The organism is Ruegeria sp. CF4, from assembly GCF_056537345.1.
In genome coordinates, this window is the sequence record NZ_JBQFRJ010000004.1 from 62549 (window position 1) to 78887 (window position 16339).

The 16339-nt window shown below is 58.7% G+C and carries 14 protein-coding genes; 5 read left to right on the plus strand and 9 right to left on the minus strand.

Annotated features, from left to right (window positions below; genetic code table 11):
- Positions 1 to 19: 19 nt before the first annotated feature.
- Both argE and ACR0NF_RS10965 read right to left on the minus strand, forming a co-directional pair.
- Positions 20 to 1186, minus strand: coding sequence for an acetylornithine deacetylase (gene argE / locus ACR0NF_RS10960; RefSeq protein ID WP_480778241.1), 1167 nt, complete (start codon positions 1184 to 1186; stop codon positions 20 to 22).
- A 5-nt stretch (positions 1187 to 1191) separates the two neighbouring features.
- The gene (locus ACR0NF_RS10965; protein WP_480470330.1) at positions 1192 to 3012 is read right to left on the minus strand and encodes an ABC transporter ATP-binding protein; all 1821 of its coding nucleotides are present in this window, start codon (positions 3010 to 3012) and stop codon (positions 1192 to 1194) included.
- A 285-nt stretch (positions 3013 to 3297) separates the two neighbouring features.
- Here ACR0NF_RS10965 and ACR0NF_RS10970 point away from each other — a divergent pair, with 285 nt between their 5' ends.
- From ACR0NF_RS10970 to ACR0NF_RS10980, 3 genes are all read left to right on the plus strand, one after another.
- Entirely contained in the window at positions 3298 to 5004 is a 1707-nt protein-coding gene (locus tag ACR0NF_RS10970; protein ID WP_480470331.1) for a peptide ABC transporter substrate-binding protein, read from the plus strand.
- Between the two features lie 94 nt (positions 5005 to 5098).
- Positions 5099 to 6106, plus strand: coding sequence for an ABC transporter permease (locus ACR0NF_RS10975; RefSeq protein WP_480470332.1), 1008 nt, complete (start codon positions 5099 to 5101; stop codon positions 6104 to 6106).
- The gene (locus ACR0NF_RS10980) at positions 6099 to 7079 is read left to right on the plus strand and encodes an ABC transporter permease (protein ID WP_480470333.1); all 981 of its coding nucleotides are present in this window, start codon (positions 6099 to 6101) and stop codon (positions 7077 to 7079) included. Before ACR0NF_RS10975 ends, ACR0NF_RS10980 begins: the two co-directional genes overlap by 8 nt.
- 6 nt (positions 7080 to 7085) lie before the next feature.
- On the opposite strand, the gene ACR0NF_RS10985 is transcribed toward ACR0NF_RS10980, so the two are convergent.
- The 6 genes from ACR0NF_RS10985 to ACR0NF_RS11010 form a co-directional block, all read right to left on the minus strand.
- Positions 7086 to 8222 (minus strand): MFS transporter, encoded by a 1137-nt coding sequence (locus tag ACR0NF_RS10985; RefSeq protein WP_480470334.1) that lies wholly within the window; start codon positions 8220 to 8222, stop codon positions 7086 to 7088.
- Positions 8223 to 8291: 69 nt separating this feature from the next.
- Complete coding sequence (locus ACR0NF_RS10990) at positions 8292 to 9569, minus strand: DUF3422 family protein (protein WP_480667511.1); 1278 nt, start codon at positions 9567 to 9569, stop codon at positions 8292 to 8294.
- A 106-nt stretch (positions 9570 to 9675) separates the two neighbouring features.
- On the minus strand, positions 9676 to 10032 hold the full coding sequence (locus ACR0NF_RS10995) for a VOC family protein (RefSeq protein WP_480470336.1): 357 nt from the start codon (positions 10030 to 10032) through the stop codon (positions 9676 to 9678).
- A gap of 159 nt (positions 10033 to 10191) precedes the next feature.
- On the minus strand, positions 10192 to 11646 hold the full coding sequence (locus tag ACR0NF_RS11000) for an NAD(P)(+) transhydrogenase (Re/Si-specific) subunit beta (protein WP_480470337.1): 1455 nt from the start codon (positions 11644 to 11646) through the stop codon (positions 10192 to 10194).
- A gap of 13 nt (positions 11647 to 11659) precedes the next feature.
- Positions 11660 to 13231, minus strand: a complete 1572-nt coding sequence (locus ACR0NF_RS11005) for a Re/Si-specific NAD(P)(+) transhydrogenase subunit alpha (RefSeq protein ID WP_480778242.1) — start codon at positions 13229 to 13231, stop codon at positions 11660 to 11662.
- A gap of 132 nt (positions 13232 to 13363) precedes the next feature.
- Positions 13364 to 13813, minus strand: a complete 450-nt coding sequence (locus ACR0NF_RS11010; RefSeq protein WP_480778243.1) for a methyltransferase family protein — start codon at positions 13811 to 13813, stop codon at positions 13364 to 13366.
- A 198-nt stretch (positions 13814 to 14011) separates the two neighbouring features.
- Between ACR0NF_RS11010 and kynU the strand changes: the two genes are divergently transcribed.
- On the plus strand, positions 14012 to 15205 hold the full coding sequence (gene kynU, locus ACR0NF_RS11015) for a kynureninase (protein WP_480778244.1): 1194 nt from the start codon (positions 14012 to 14014) through the stop codon (positions 15203 to 15205).
- On the opposite strand, the gene ACR0NF_RS11020 is transcribed toward kynU, so the two are convergent.
- On the minus strand, positions 15198 to 15776 hold the full coding sequence (locus ACR0NF_RS11020) for a TetR/AcrR family transcriptional regulator (protein WP_480470341.1): 579 nt from the start codon (positions 15774 to 15776) through the stop codon (positions 15198 to 15200). The two genes, kynU and ACR0NF_RS11020, sit on opposite strands and share 8 nt — an antisense overlap.
- Before the next feature lie 98 nt (positions 15777 to 15874).
- Between ACR0NF_RS11020 and ACR0NF_RS11025 the strand changes: the two genes are divergently transcribed.
- Complete coding sequence (locus ACR0NF_RS11025; RefSeq protein ID WP_480470342.1) at positions 15875 to 16339, plus strand: (2Fe-2S)-binding protein; 465 nt, start codon at positions 15875 to 15877, stop codon at positions 16337 to 16339.

The window sequence follows — 16339 nt, forward strand, 5'->3', positions numbered from 1 at the left end:
TAACCTCCCCTTCGAGGTGCTATTCGCAGAGCCGTTCTACCAAACGTTCCATAAATTTTTGGCCTGCGTTGAATTGAGAAATCGTAATGAACTCATTTGGCTGATGGGCCTGCGCAATATCGCCGGGGCCACAGATGACAGCGGAATAGCCCGCTTCCTGAAATTGCCCAGCCTCAGTGCCATAGCTGACCACATGTGATGCGTTGTCGCCGGTGAGCGAGCGCACCAGTGTCTCCGCCTCGCCATCTTCTTCGGGCACAAGACCGGGGATCGAAAAATGCTCGGACAGTTCAATCCGCGCTTCAGGATGAACCGCCTGCATCCGTGCCTCGACCTCTCGGACCTTATCGAAATAGGCCTTTTGCCAGATCGCTTTTTTCTCATCCGGGACGGTGCGGAAATCCATCATGAAGCGGCAGTCTTTAGCCGTGATGTTATGCGCAGTGCCGCCTTCGATCATACCCACATGGCAGGTTGTCCACGGCGGATCGAACACGGCGGCTATGTCCGAGGGCTGCGCTGCCCTGCTCTCGACATTGCGCTCGTTGGCCCAGTCGATCAGCTGTGCGGCCTCCATGATCGCGTTGACGCCCGTATGCATGATCGAGCTGTGAACCTCGAATCCAACCATATGCGTGTCAAAGCCGAAGCCGCCTTTATGGCCGGTGACCGCCTGCATCACAGATGGCTCTCCCACGATCACTGCCGAGCCTTTGGGCAGCGTCGCCTGCATCGCCTCGATCATCGGTGGTGCGCCGGTGCATCCAACCTCTTCGTCAAAGCTCAGCGCCAGCTGCAGGGGGCGTTTGACATCGGCGTGATGCGCCTCGACCAGTGCCCAGATTGCCAACGCGTCGAAGCCTTTCATATCGCAAGTGCCGCGCCCGAAATACTTGCCATCTTTCTCGGTGACGGTGAACGGGTCGGTATCCCACGGCTGGCCATCGACGGGCACAACATCCGTGTGACCTGACAAAACGACCGCGCCGTCTTCCCACGGACCGACATGCGCGAACAAAGCCGCCTTATGCGGCTGATCCGGATCCGGCCAGCGATGGGAGTCGATCCCATGGCTGTTCAGATATTCCTCAACCCAGTCAACCAATGGCAGATTGGTTTCGCGACTTACCGTTGGGAAAGAGATCAGCTTGGTCATGATCTCAAGCGGGGTCAGACGATGTGACATAAAGCTCAGTATCCGCTGTCGGTCGTCAGGACGAAATGTCCCGGCTCAACCTCGTTGTAATTCGAGGGTTCCGGCGCATAGCCGATTGGATGTATCGGCGACGGGATCGGCTTGAAGTTCAGATCCTTTTCCGACTTTCTCTGGTTCGGATCAGCAATCGGAACCGCTTTCATCAAAGCCTGTGTATAGGGATGCTGAGGATTCTCAAACACCCGTGCGCGCGGTCCGAGTTCAACGATCCGGCCCAGATACATCACGCCAACATGGTGGCTGACCCGTTCGACCACGGCCATATCATGGCTGATGAACAGGTAGCTAAGGTTCAGTTCCGATTGCAGCTCCATCATCAGGTTCAGAACCTGTGCTTGCACCGAAACATCCAGGGCCGAGACCGCCTCGTCCGCCACGATCAGCTTGGGGTTCAGCGCCAACGCGCGGGCAATCGCAATCCGTTGACGCTGACCACCCGACATCTCGTGCGGGAAGCGGCGCATGAAGCTGCGCGGCAATTGCACCTTGTCGAAGAGTTGCGCGACCCGATCCTGCAGCTCAGAACCTGAAGCAACACCATAGTTGCGCATCGGTTCCGCGACCTGATCAACCAACTGCATTTGCGGATTCAACGAGGCAAACGGATCCTGAAAGATCATCTGCATGTCCAGCCGCGCCTTACGCAGACCCGCCGGGTCCAGACCCATGATATCGACACCGTCCAGATTGACCTCACCTGCCATCGGCTCGACCAGCCGCAGGATTGACCGCCCGGCCGAGGACTTTCCGCAGCCTGACTCCCCTACGAGGCTGAGCGTTTGACCCCGATTGATGGTGAACGAGACATCCTCGACCGCGTGAACGTTGGAAATCGTCCGCCGCAGCAGACCACCTTTGACGGGGAATCGCGTGGTCAGATTATTGACTGTCAGCAAGACCTCTTCGGTGCCGGGAATGGGTGCGATGTTCTGACCTTCGACACCCAGCAGCTTCATCGGCTCAGGCGCGGCTTTGCCCCGCATTTCACCCAGCTTCGGAACCGCCGCCAGCAGAGCCTTGGTATAATCATGCTGCGGGTTCTCGAAGATTTCGTTGACCGTGCCCTCTTCGACCTTGTTGCCCCGGAACATGACCACAACGCGGTCGGCCATCTGGGCCACCACTGCCATGTCATGGGTGATGAACATCACCGCCGTGCCGGTTTCTCGCTTGAGCCGGTCCATCAGTGCCAGGATCTCGGCCTGAATGGTCACGTCCAGCGCGGTTGTGGGTTCGTCCGCGATTAGCAGGCGCGGTTCGCAGGCCATGGCCATTGCGATGACAACACGCTGGCGCATCCCGCCCGAGAGTTCGTGCGGATATTGCTTCAGGCGGCGTTCGGGTTCGGGGATTCGAACCTGGCGCAGCAGCTCCAATGCCCGTTCCTCGGCCTGCGTCTTGGACATGTTCTTGTGGATACGCAGCCCTTCGGTCAGTTGACGGCCAACGGTGAACACCGGATTCAGCGCTGTCATCGGCTCCTGAAAGATCATCCCGATCTCATTGCCGCGAATCTGTTTCATCAGATCCTGGTCGGCACCTGCCAGATTCAACTCATCCCCGTCACGCCGGTCGAACAGCAACTGGCCGCCCGCGATCTCACCGCCGCCAAACTCCACCAGCCGCATCAGCGACAGCGAAGAGACCGACTTTCCCGATCCTGATTCCCCAACGATACATACGGTTTCGCCCGGGTTGACCTCGAACGAGACATCCTCGACTCCCACGACGGGGCCGTCCTTGGTCTGAAACTCGACACGCAGTTTTCTGATCTGGGCAATTGGCTGATCCAGCACGCGTGCACTCCCCTTCGCGGCAAATCTAAACGAATGCCAAACGCTAAGGCGGCAGGACGGGAAAAGTCAAACCGATTGGTCAAATTTCGCAAGCCAAGGCTTGCAATTTTTTAAAACTCTGTTTCGATACGCCGCGTAACCGTTTTTGGGAGAGGACGGAATACACGTTCGCGTGAAAATTCTTATCGTTTTAAATCAAAACGTTAACTCACCAAACGGCAACGCCCAATCCGCGGGCATCGCGGAGAAAATCGAGACACGTAAGTGTCCAACATGGAGTGTATGATGAAGATCAAAACCCTTTTGCTAGGTGCGATTGCAAGCACGGCAATGGCCCCGATGGCCATGGCCGAGCGTGGATCGGACGGCAATGTCAGCATTATTTACTGGCAGGCTCCGTCAATCCTGAACCCGTTTCTGTCGGGTGGCACCAAGGATGTGGAATCTGCCTCGCTGGTGATTGAACCGCTGGCACGCTACGACCAGGACGGCAACATGGTGCCTTATCTGGCGTCTGAGATTCCGACCGTCGAAAATGGTGGCGTCAGCGAAGATCTGACCTCGATCACGTGGAAAATCGCGCCCGGCATTACCTGGTCCGACGGCACAGCGTTCACATCGGCAGACGTGGTTTTCACTGCGAACTACTGCATGGACCCTGAAGGCGGTTGTGCGCAGGTGACCAAGTTTGAAGGCGTCACCAATGTCGAAGCAGTGGATGACTTGACCGTAAAAGTCACATTCGACGCGCCGACACCGTTCCCCTACGGCCCGTTCGTGGGCGGCGAAAGTCCGATCATTCAGGCAGCACAGTTTGCGGATTGCCTGGGCGCAAAAGCCCCCGAGTGCACCGAGCAAAACTTCAACCCCATCGGCACCGGCCCGTTTGTCGTGACCGAGTTCAAACCGAACGACGTGATCACGTTCGCTGCGAACGAAAACTATCGTGATCCAGCGAAACCGGCCTTTGCCACCGTGACCTTCAAAGGCGGCGGCGATGCAACGGCGGCGGGTCGTGCGGTTATGGAAACTGGCGAGTTCGACTATGCCTGGAACCTGCAGCTGGCACCCGAAGTCATCGCGCAGATGCAGGAAGGCGGCAAAGGTACTCCAGTCGCAGGCTTCGGTCCGCTGGTCGAGCGTATCATGCTGAACCAGACCAACCCATCGCCCGATCTGCCGGAAGGCGAGCGTTCGACAGCCACGCATCCGCACCCGTTCCTGCAGGATCCGGCTGTCTATCAGGCGATGTCCATGGCAATCGACCGCCCGCTGCTGGTCGAGATCGGCTATGGTCAGGCGGGTAAAGTGACCTGTAACTGGGTTCCGGCACCTGCTGCGTTCAACTCGACCTCGATGACCTGTGACACGCAGGATATCGATGGCGCGAACGCGCTGCTGGACGAAGCTGGCATCGTTGATACCAATGGTGACGGCGTCCGTGAAAAAGACGGTGTACCGCTGAAAATCGTCTATCAGACCTCGACCAACGCCGTCCGTCAGGACTTCCAGGCGCTGATCAAGGAATGGTGGAGCCAGATCGGTATCGAAACCGAACTGCGCAACATCAACGCATCGGTCTTCTTCGGCGGTGACCCGGGCTCGCCCGACACGTTCCAGAAGTTCTATGCCGACGTTGAAATGTATGCGAACACCTTCAACGGCACCGACCCGCAGTCCTATCTGGGCAACGGTCTGTGCGACAAGGCACCCAAGCCGGAATCGCAGTGGCAGGGTGAGAACATCAGCCGCTTCTGCAGCGACGAGTTTGACGCGCTGCACGCAAAACTTGCCGAAACGGCCGGTCTGGAACAACGCGCGGAAATTGCGAAACAGCTGAACGACATCATCGTACAGGAAGGCGGTATGATCCCGCTGGTACACCGTGGTCGTCTGTCGGCGCACGCCAACACTCTGGGTGGTGTTGTCCTGAACGTTTGGGACAGCGAGCTGTGGAACATTGCGGACTGGTACCGCAAAACCGGTTCCTAAGCGTTAATCTTGCAAAGCCGCGCCCCGACCCGTATCGGGGCGCGGTCATTTGCACGCCACTCCAACAAGAAGACGCATATAAAGGCGCCTCTTAATGCTCAACTTTACCATCAGACGACTGATCCTGGCCGTACCCACGCTGCTGTTCATCAGCCTCGTCATATTCCTGCTTCTCGAACTCGCCCCAGGCGACCCGATGGCGCAGGTTCCGCTTACCGTTCCGCCCGAAGTCAAAGAGAAGATGCGCGAGGCGCTTGGCCTCGGCCAGCCGATGCATATCCGATTCTGGAAATGGATCGTGCAGTTCTTCTGGATCGAACCGCAGGTTCTGGTCGACTCGATCTTTGGTACAACCTTCTCCGAAGGTGACCTGCGCGTGATTTCGTGGCAGACCCGCTCACCCGTCATGGACATCGTCGTTCAGCGCATCCCGCAGACCCTGTGGGTTGTCGGCACCGCTTATGTGGTCGCCATCCTGATCGCCCTGCCCATCGGCATCTATTCGGCCTATCGCCAGTATTCCTGGTTCGACCAAATGGGCACATTCGTGTCGATGGTCGGCTTCTCGGTACCGCCGTTCTTCTCGGGCGTATTGGTGATCGTGATCTTCTCGGTCCAGCTGGGCTGGTTCCCGTCGATCTATGACACCACCCATGCGGTCAACAGCTGGGACAGCTTTGTCGTGCAGCTCAAACAGATGATCATGCCGGTCATGGTTTTGGCGTTGCAGATCACCGCACAGCTGAGCCGCTTCATGCGCGCCTCGATGCTGGACAACCTCAATCAGGATTACGTCCGCACTGCCCGCGCCAAGGGTCTCAGCGAATATACCGTGGTTATGGTCCACGTTCTGCGCAACTCGATGATCCCTGTGGTCACCGTGATCGCACTGGGTATCCCGGCCATCTTCGGTGGTGCCATCATTACCGAGCAGGTCTTTAAGGTGAACGGTATCGGCCAATTGCTGATCGGCGCCATTCAGGCCAATGACCTGCCAATGGTTCAAACCCTGACCTTCATCTTTGCCGTGCTGATCGTGCTGTTCAACCTGATCGCCGATGTGCTCTACGGCATTCTGGACCCGAGGATTCGCTATGACTGATCATGATCGTACCGATACTCTGATCCCCGACGAAGGTCTTGCGCCTGCTTCGACCGCATTGCCCACGGCCGATGTGATGGAGGAACTGACCACCCCACCCCGCAGTCAATGGCGCGATGTTTGGGATCAGTTCAAAACCCACAAAGGCGCGATGATCGGAGCCATCCTTTTCATCTTCATCGTCGCTGCGGTGTATCTCGGGCCGTACATTTGGACCATCGACCCGACACAGATCGACATCCGGTCACGTAACCAAGGGCCGAGCCTTGCGCATCCCTTCGGCACCGATCAGCTGGGCCGCGATATCATGGCGCGGATGATGTCCGGCGGTCAGACCTCGGTCTCGGTGGGCATCACCGCCATGCTGCTGGCCCTGTTCCTGGGCTCGTTCATCGGCGTTCTGGCCGGGTTTTTCAAACGGCTGGACGGCCCGCTAATGCGCCTGACCGACCTGTTCCTGGCCCTGCCCCTGCTGCCGTTGCTGCTGGTTATGATGCTGCTGTTCCGCGAACCTCTGTCAGCCGCCTTCGGGCTGGAGCGCGGGATCTTCATCCTGATCGTCTGCGCCATCGGCATCACCTCGTGGATGCCCACAGCTCGGATCGTACGCGGAGACGTGTTGGCCATCAAAGAGCGTGAATTCGTTCTCGCCGCCCGATCCATCGGCACTAGCAACAGCCAGATCATCACGCGGCACATCCTGCCGAACGTGCTGTCCCCGATCATGGTGTCGGCGACGCTGGGCATCGCGACCGCGATCATCACCGAAAGCGCGCTGTCCTTCCTCGGTCTCGGGTTCCCGCCGGATTTCCCGACTTGGGGTCGCCTGCTGTTCGATGGTGTGGACTATCTGCAGCAATACCCTGAGCGTGTGTTCTGGCCCGGACTGGCGATCTCACTAACGGTTCTCAGCGTCAACTATCTGGGTGACGGCCTGCGCGACGCGCTGGATCCGCGTATTCGCGGACGCTAAGCAGATTCAGTCGGCGCGCTTCAGCGCGCCGGCCAACACGACGATCAGGACCGACAGCGGCAACAGAACGGCAAAAGCCAGCCTCAGGGTCATCAGCTCAGCGAGAAAACCGATCAGGGGCGGCCCGATCAACAAGCCTCCGTAACCCAGAGTCGCCACGCTGGCGATCGCCTGCCCGGGCGGCACATGCGGATCAGTCGCCGCGCGACTGAAGGCCAAAGGCATGATCACCGCATAGCCCACGCCCATCAGGGCAAAGCCTGCCAACGCCAATACGGGTTCGCCTGCTGACACCACCGCAAAAACACCCAAAGCCGCACTGACACCGCCAAACCGTGCGGTCGCAACAGGACCAAACCGGGCGATGACTACCCCACCTGCCAACCGGAACACGACCATTGTGACCGAGAAGACCGCGTAACCTAGCGCGGCAATGCTTTCAGCCGCGCCTGTTACATCGCGAAGGAATATCGCGCTCCAATCCGCGACGGCCCCTTCACCAAGCGCTCCGCAAAGCGCCGTGAACCCCACAAGGATCAATGCGCCCGACGGCAACGCAAACACCGACCCCGGCTTCGAGGTCGTTCGCTTGGAAGTCCAGCGCACCCAGGACAAAATGAGAGCAAATGCAACGACAACGCCACCGGCAAGCAGAAAATGCTGCAGGACCGTCAGGCCCATCTGAACCGCCGCATATCCGCTAAGCGCCCCCAACCCAGCCCCAAGGCTCCACATCGCGTGAAACGACGACATGACCGGCTTGTCATAAGCTTGCTCGACCTCTGCAGCCCACGCATTCATCGCGACATCCATCGAGCCATGGAAGGCTCCGAACACGAACAGGAATGCCGCGAGCCACCAGAAATCCCCCGCAAAGGCCAACAAAACGAGCGAAAACGTGTAAAGAACAGCGATGACCCGTGTGATCGCCACCGCTCCGAACTTATCCGTCAGACGACCCGTGATCGGAAACGAGCACACAGCCCCCGCCGCCATGAACAGCAAGCCAAGCCCCAAAGCCTCATGCGTCAAATCCAGCTTGTCCCGAACAGCCGGGATACGCGAGGCCCAAATACCGAATAGCGCACCGTTCAGGATGAACATGGCGGCGACAGCCCGCCATGCAGCCACAATACCGATCACAGGCAGCCCTCGCGCATTCAGTCAAACGCTGCCCGTTTTACAGATCATTCGTCGATTGGCAAAGGCTGCTTATTCCAGACGCTTTCGGATTTTGCGGATACTGAACCAGACAGCCAGAACAACGGGCAAGGTCACCACCGCCGTCAACATTCCCTTACTGAGTCCGGCCTGCGTCAGCGGATAGAGCAAGTAGCTGACCAACGACACTGCATAATAGCTGATCGCCACCACCGACAGCCCTTCGACAGTGTGCTGCAACCGCAAGGCCAGATCGGCGCGGCGGTCCATGCTTTCCAGCAATGCCTGATTCTGCGCGCTGCGTTCTACGTCCACGCGGGTCCGCAGCAATTCCCCGGCCCTGATCGCCCTGTCGGACAGGGCCTGCAACCGACGCTCGGTCGATTTGACGGTGCGGATCGCAGGATCATACCGACGCATCATGAAATCAGCAAAGCTCTGACGGCCGTCGAACCGTTCCTCGCGCAAAACTTCGATGCGCTGGTTGACGATGGCCTCATAGGCACCCGTCGCACCAAACCGGAACGAACAGCGCGCCGAAAGCGTTTCCAGCTCAATGGAGGTAGACAGCAGATCGGGAAGCAGCTCATTTGGGTGCACCGAATTGTTGGTCATTTGCTCCATCAGCCGGGACAGTTGCCCATCCAGCTCTCCGATCCGGGGCATCAACTGTTTGACACGCGCGAAACCCAACATGGACATCGCCTTGTAAGTCTCGATCTCACACAGCCGTTGAATAACCCGCCCGGTCCGACGACGCCCGGTGCCTTTATCGACGAACATCGCGAACCGCATATGCCCCGCCGGGTCGATGCGGAAGTCGCAGGCACAGATGGCGGAATCGTCCAGGACGCGCGCCACCGCCAGACTTTCAGGTTCGAACCAGTCGGCCAAAGACACCTGCACCACATCGTCCTCCTGACGTTCGACGACACGGATCATCGCCGACGTCACCCGCTGGCCGGGGCTCGCCATCAGCCAGTCTTGTGGAAAGACTTCGAAATCAGCCGGATTGAAGGCGCGGTCACTGACGTTGGGAGTGATCGCAGTGTAAGTGACAAATTCGGTATGCTGTTCCCATTTCAACCAATGTCGGCCGATCTGACCCGCGTAATGCGTGGCCTCGGGCTGCGGATGCGATGCCCCGTGGCGGTCCAGCAGATTGATCAGATGCGCCATATCCTCGCTACGATCACGCGCAGCAGCAGCTTCCGGTTTCTTGATCGCCAGAAAGACCACCGTGCACGGCACTGTCGCCACCGGAAAAGGGCGTGCATGCAGTTCATTGGCCAGCGCATAGCGCAGGGGATGGTCGTCTATTGGCGTCATTCAGTGCTCCGCTTCGTCCGGCGCACTATACGGCACGCGTGAAATACATCAATTATCTTTTATTTCATATACTTACAGGAATACATCGGTATACAAGCCCGCTATCTCATTGATTTGGCTCCCACAGCTCTATGGGATTGCCCTCCGGATCGTGAATGCGTGCAAATTTTCCCACCTCGCTATCCCAATCCGGGTTCGTCTCGACCACAATTCCGGCAGCTCCAAGCTGGCTAATCAGCGCGGCCAGATCATCGACGCGAAAATTGATCATCCATTGCTGTTCGGCCCGGCCAAAATACTCCGTATCCTGCGCGAACGGAGCAAAAACCGTATACCCTTCCTGTTGCCTCCAGGGCTCCGGATCATAGTGATTGACGCCCAGATGCGTCTCATACCACGCGCTCAGGGCTTGCGGATCTCGCGCCCGAAAGAACACTCCTCCTATGCCGTTCACTTTCTGCATCGTTCACCTCCTGCGCACCTTCGCGCGACCCAGTGTAGCACAGTCCGCCTGCTTCATCTGGCCACAAATATCCTGGAGGTCAGGAGGCAAAGCCTCCTGCAAACAAAACAAGAAAAGGGCGCCCGCAGGCGCCCTTTGCAATTTGATTGTGCACTCGGATCAGTCGATCATCGGCAGCAGCTTGTCCAGCGACTGCTTGGCGTCGCCATAGAACATGCGTGTGTTCTCTTTGAAGAACAGCGGGTTTTCGATGCCCGAATAACCCGTCCCCTGACCGCGTTTGGACACAAACACCTGCTTGGCCTTCCAGCATTCCAGAACCGGCATTCCCGCGATGGGGCTGTTCGGGTCTTCCTGTGCCGCAGGGTTCACGATGTCGTTCGAGCCGATCACGATCGCCACGTCCGTATCCGGGAAATCGTCGTTGATCTCGTCCATCTCCAGAACGATATCATACGGCACTTTCGCCTCGGCCAGCAGCACGTTCATGTGGCCCGGCAGACGGCCGGCAACGGGGTGGATCGCAAAGCGCACCTCTTTGCCCTTGGCGCGCAGCTTACGAACCAGTTCCGAAACCGACTGCTGCGCCTGCGCCACGGCCATACCGTAGCCGGGGATGATGACAATGCTATCCGCGTCGTTCAGCGCAGCGGCCACGCCGTCGGCCTCAATCGCGATCTGTTCGCCTTCGACAGCCATCTGCTCACCCTGCGGACCACCAAAGCCACCCAGGATCACGCTGACAAAGTGACGGTTCATGGCCTTACACATGATGTAGGACAGTATCGCACCCGACGAACCCACCAGCGCACCCACCACGATCAGCAGGTCGTTGCCCAGCGAGAAACCAATCGCCGCAGCGGCCCAGCCCGAGTAGCTGTTCAGCATCGACACAACCACCGGCATGTCGGCGCCGCCGATGCCCATGATCAGATGATAGCCAATGAACAGCGCCGCCAGCGTCATCAGGAACAGCGGGAACAGACCACCGGTCGAAGTGTACCAGATCAGACAGATCAGCGAGAGACCCGCCGCCGCCGCGTTCAGCGCATGACCACCGGGCAGCTTGGTTGCCGCCGAAGTCACTTTGCCCGCCAGCTTGCCATAAGCCACAACCGAGCCGGTAAAGGTGATCGCACCGATGAAGATACCCAGGAACAGTTCGACATGCAGGATCGCCAGTTCAGCAGCGGTTTTCTTCGCGATCAGCTTGGCAAACGCGCCCAGATCGGACAGATCCGCCTGAGACGCGCTGTCGGCAATCGCCATGACCTGCGCCACATTGCCGATCTCAAAATGCGCGTTGAAGCCCACAAATACAGCCGCCAGACCGACCAGCGAGTGCATCGCGGCCACAAGCTGCGGCATCTCGGTCATCTGCACGCGCTGCGCCACGTACTGACCGATCAGGCCACCGCCGGCGATCAGCAGCAGCGACAGCAGCCACAGGCCCGAACCCGGACCAACTAGCGTGGCGAAGACCGCCAGCGCCATACCGACGATGCCATACCAGACCGCGCGCTTGGCGCTTTCCTGGTTCGACAGACCGCCGAGCGAAAGGATGAAAAGGACAGCCGCAACGACGTAGGCGGCAGTGGTGAAGCCAAAATCCATCTACCCGGCCTCCTTAAGATTTCTGGAACATGGCAAGCATGCGCCGGGTTACGAGGAAGCCACCGAAGATGTTGATCCCGGCCATGAAGACGGAAAGCGCCGCCAGCAGAATAACGAGGAAAGACCCCGACCCGATCTGCATCAAGGCCCCGACGATAATGATCGACGAGATCGCGTTGGTGATCGCCATCAGCGGAGTGTGCAGGCTATGCGAGACGTTCCAGATCACCTGGAAACCCACAAAGATCGCCAGCACAAAGACGATGAAGTGCTGCATGAAGCTGGCCGGAGCAACCAGCCCCACCAACAACATCAGTGCACCACCGATACCCAGCAAAGTGAATTGCTGCTTCGTCTGAGCCTTGAAGGCTGCAATCTCCTGCGCCTTTTTCTCTTCCGGAGTTAGTTCCTTGACCTCGGGCTTCTTCTGCGCCGCGATGGCCTGCACTTTGGGCGGCGGCGGCGGGAAGGTGATCTCACCCTCATGGGTCACGGTCGAGCCGCGGATCACGTCATCTTCCATGTCATGGTTGACCTGACCGTCCTTCTCGGGCGTCAGGTCGGTCATCATGTGACGGATGTTAGTCGCGTACAGCGACGACGACTGCGCTGCCATCCGGCTTGGGAAATCGGTATAACCGATGATGGTCACGCCGTTGTCGGTGACCACTTTCTCATCCGGCACGGTACCTTCGACGTTACCGCCACGTTCAGCTGCAAGGTCAACAATGACCGAGCCCGGCTTCATCGCCTTGACCATGTCCTCCAGCCACAGCTTCGGCGCCGGGCGGTTGGGGATCAGCGCGGTGGTGATAACGATGTCCATCTCAGGCGCCAGTTCGCGGAACTTAGCAAGCTGTGCCTCACGGAACTCCTCGGACTGAACCGAGGCATAACCACCGGTGGCCGCGCCGTCCTGCTGTTCTTCCTCGAAGTCCAGATAGACGAATTCTGCCCCCATGGATTCGACTTGTTCGGCCACTTCCGGGCGCACGTCGAACGCATAGGTGATCGCCCCCAGCGAGGTCGAGGTGCCAATAGCTGCCAGTCCAGCGACGCCAGCGCCAACAATCAGAACTTTCGCCGGCGGAACCTTACCGGCCGCCGTCACCTGACCGGTGAAGAACCGACCGAAGTTGTTACCCGCCTCAATCACCGCGCGGTAGCCTGCGATGTTAGCCATCGACGACAACGCGTCCATCTTCTGCGCCCGCGAAATACGCGGCACCATCTCCATCGCGATCACGGTCGCGCCCTTGGATTTGGCCAGCTCCATCCCCTCTTCATTCCCGGCAGGATTGAAGAACGAAATCAGGGTCTTGTCCTTGGTCAGACGCTTCAGCTCGGTCTCGTTAGGCTGGCGAACCTTGGCGATGATGTCTGCCGCTTTCCACAGCGCAGCAGCGGTCTTTACGACCTCGACACCGGCAGCCTCGTAGGCCGCGTCCGAGAAGCCCGCAGCAGCACCTGCGCCTTTCTCGATCAGGCACTCATAACCCAGCTTCTGCAGCTGAGTCGCCGAGTCCGGAGTCATCGCGACCCGGTTCTCGCCTTTGAATATTTCCTTTGGCGTTCCAATTTTCACCAGTCGGTTCCCCCTAATTTTCGGTTCAGGCCAGGCGGGTGTCCGGCATTGATTGACAAGCAGACATTTATCTTGCGCAAGATTGTTTCGCAAGCGCAGCAATTATTACGTTGTGTCATGAGGCCCACACCCTCAGATCCACCTTCTGGTTTTGCGTTCATATCGCGCAAAATCGGTGCGGAAGGTGCGTCGCAGGCGGTTCTCTTCCGGTATGATAAAGCGCCGTTCAAGCAGCCAGACGAAGACCGGGATCAACACCAGAGACAACACCGCATCAAAACGCAGGATCAGCCCGGCCAGGATCAGGACATCGCCCAGATAGATTGGATTGCGACTGCGCTTGTAAATCCCGGTTTGCACCATGGACGAGGGTGTTTCGTGCGGAATCACCGTCGTCTTGTGACGCCGAAACTCGATGACGGCCATGATGGCCAGAATGATGCCGCCGCCGATCAGGATGCCGCTGAGAAGATCGGTCACCGCGCCGTCCAACGACAATCCCAAGGGGAGCATGCGCGCTTGTACCCACGCAAGCAAGGCGAAGCCCACAAGCCAGACAGGCGGTATATCGATCAGGCGCATGGCCGTCCCCCAAGTGCGGCGACACACGGTGGCACATGTCGCTTCTGATCGACGTCCTACCGCTTTCTGACTTCAATGGCAAAAGCGCAGGGTGTCGCATCGGTCAAAGGCGCATCACAATCCACAGCAATAGACAGCGCAGGCGGGATCAGATAGGCCGGTTACGACTTGACCGCTTCCTAAGGACAAAGCCCTGTTATGACTGACTTTGCCAAGACCAAATCCATGTTCCACCTGCCCGAAGGCGTTTTGTATCTGGACGGTAACTCTCTGGGTCCGCTTCCGAAATCGGCCAGCGACCGTGTAGAGAGCATGATGCAGGACGAATGGGGGCAGATGCTGATCACCGGCTGGAACAAGGCCGGGTGGATGGGTCTGCCCACAGGACTGGGCGACAGGATCGGACGCCTGATCGGGGCCGAACCCGGCAGCGTCGTGGTGGGCGACACCCTGTCGATCAAGGTCTATCAGGCGGTTGCTTCGGCGCTAGAGCTAAACCCGACCCGCAAGGTGGTTCTGTCTGACAACGGCAACTTTCCGTCTGATCTCTACATGGCGGATGGCCTGCTGCGGTCGCTTGGCCCGGACTATGAGTTGCGCGTGGTCGACCCCGAAGACGTTGCCGCTCATATCACCGAAGAGGTCGCAGTGCTAATGCTGACCGAGGTCGACTATCGCACGGGCCGCATGCATGACATGAGGGCGCTGACGGAACTGGCCCACGCAAACGGTGTCGTTACAGTTTGGGATCTTGCGCATTCAGCCGGGGCCATCCCCGTCGATCTGGCCGGCTGCAATGCCGATTTCGCTGTGGGCTGCACTTACAAGTACCTCAATGGCGGCCCCGGTGCGCCCGCCTTCGTCTATGTCGCCCCGCGGCTGTCGGACAAGGTACGCCCTGCGCTGTCGGGATGGCTAGGGCACGAGGCCCCTTTTGCCTTCGATCTCGACTATCGCCCCGGCGCCGGTATCGAAAGGATGCGGGTCGGAACCCCTCCGGTCATTCAGATGGCAGCGCTGTCGGCCGCCATGGATATCTGGGACATGGCCGACATGGCGGATGTCCGCGCCAAGTCCATCGAATTGACGGAGTTGTTCATCACCCGGGTCGAGGCCACTTGCCCCGGCCTGACACTGGCCAGTCCCCGCGATCCGCAGCAGCGCGGCAGTCAAGTCTCGTTCCGGTTTGAAGAAGGCTATGCCGCCATGCAGGCGCTGATTGCGCGGGGTGTCATCGGAGATTTCCGGGCACCTGATGTTATGCGATTCGGGTTCACGCCGCTCTATATCGATGAAACCGACGTTGAGCAGGCGGTCGAGATTCTGGCGGATATCATCGCCAACAAGCTCTGGGACAAACCGGAATACATGATCCGTCAGCGCGTCACCTGACCTCAAGCCCAGCACCCAGCAATTCAGCCAGTTGTGAGGTGCGCTGTTCGAATTCTTCGGCGCTGGAGGCCGTCATCTTAACGCCCATCAGGGTCGCAGTGATGGTCTTGGCTGTCTCCTCCGGCCCGTTGGGCAGACGGACGCGTCCAGCGTTGTCTTCGCGCCGCAACCAATCGGCATAGAGGGCGGTCATCTCTGCCTCACCTTCTGCCAGTATGTCTGCTGCGGTTGATTTGCTGGTATCCAGCATCTCCCTGCCGTGGGGCGAAGTGAGGATCTCGGCCAACCCCTTGATCTGACCATCAATCGCACGCGACAGCCTTTCGGAAACGCTGCCATCACCGGACAGCGCGCGCGCGACGTTGTCGATTTTGTCGGCATAATGCGCCTGTGTCAGGCTGCGAACGATCGCCTCTTTGTTCTTGTAATGCAGATAGACCGCCGGGCGCGACATGCCCGCACCTTTGGCGATGTCATCCATCGATGTCTTGCGAAATCCATAGATTGCAAAGGCCTCCAACGCCGATGCGAGGATCGCTTGTTGCTTGGGATCGTCCAGTTTGTCTTTCATAAATCTGCTTTGACATTTTTTGTAAGTTTTGTCAATTGACACACTGACACTTTCCGGCAATTATGTCAGGAACCAGCCACAGCCAAATGAGGTGCGCCATGGCGACCGCCCTTAAGATCAATGGTCAGACTCATCAGGTCGACCTTCCCGATGATGTTCCCCTTTTGTGGGTTCTGCGCGATGAGATCGGCTTGACCGGAACCAAATTCGGTTGCGGCGTAGCCGCTTGCGGGTCTTGCACCGTCCATATCGATGGTGAGGCCGTGCGATCCTGTCAGGTCGCGCTGTCCGATGTCTGGGGCGATGTGACCACGATTGAGGGTCTTGGCACGCCCGACAGCATGGCCACCATCCAGCAGGCCTGGGTCGATCATCAGGTTGCGCAATGTGGCTATTGCCAGTCCGGCCAGATCATGCAGGCCGCAGCCCTTCTGGCCGAAAACCCCACCCCTACCAACGCGGATATCGACGAGGCGATGCAAGGCAACCTCTGCCGCTGTGGCACTTATCCCCGCATCCGCGCCGCCATCCACGACGCCGCATCCAAGCTGAAGGAGGCCTGA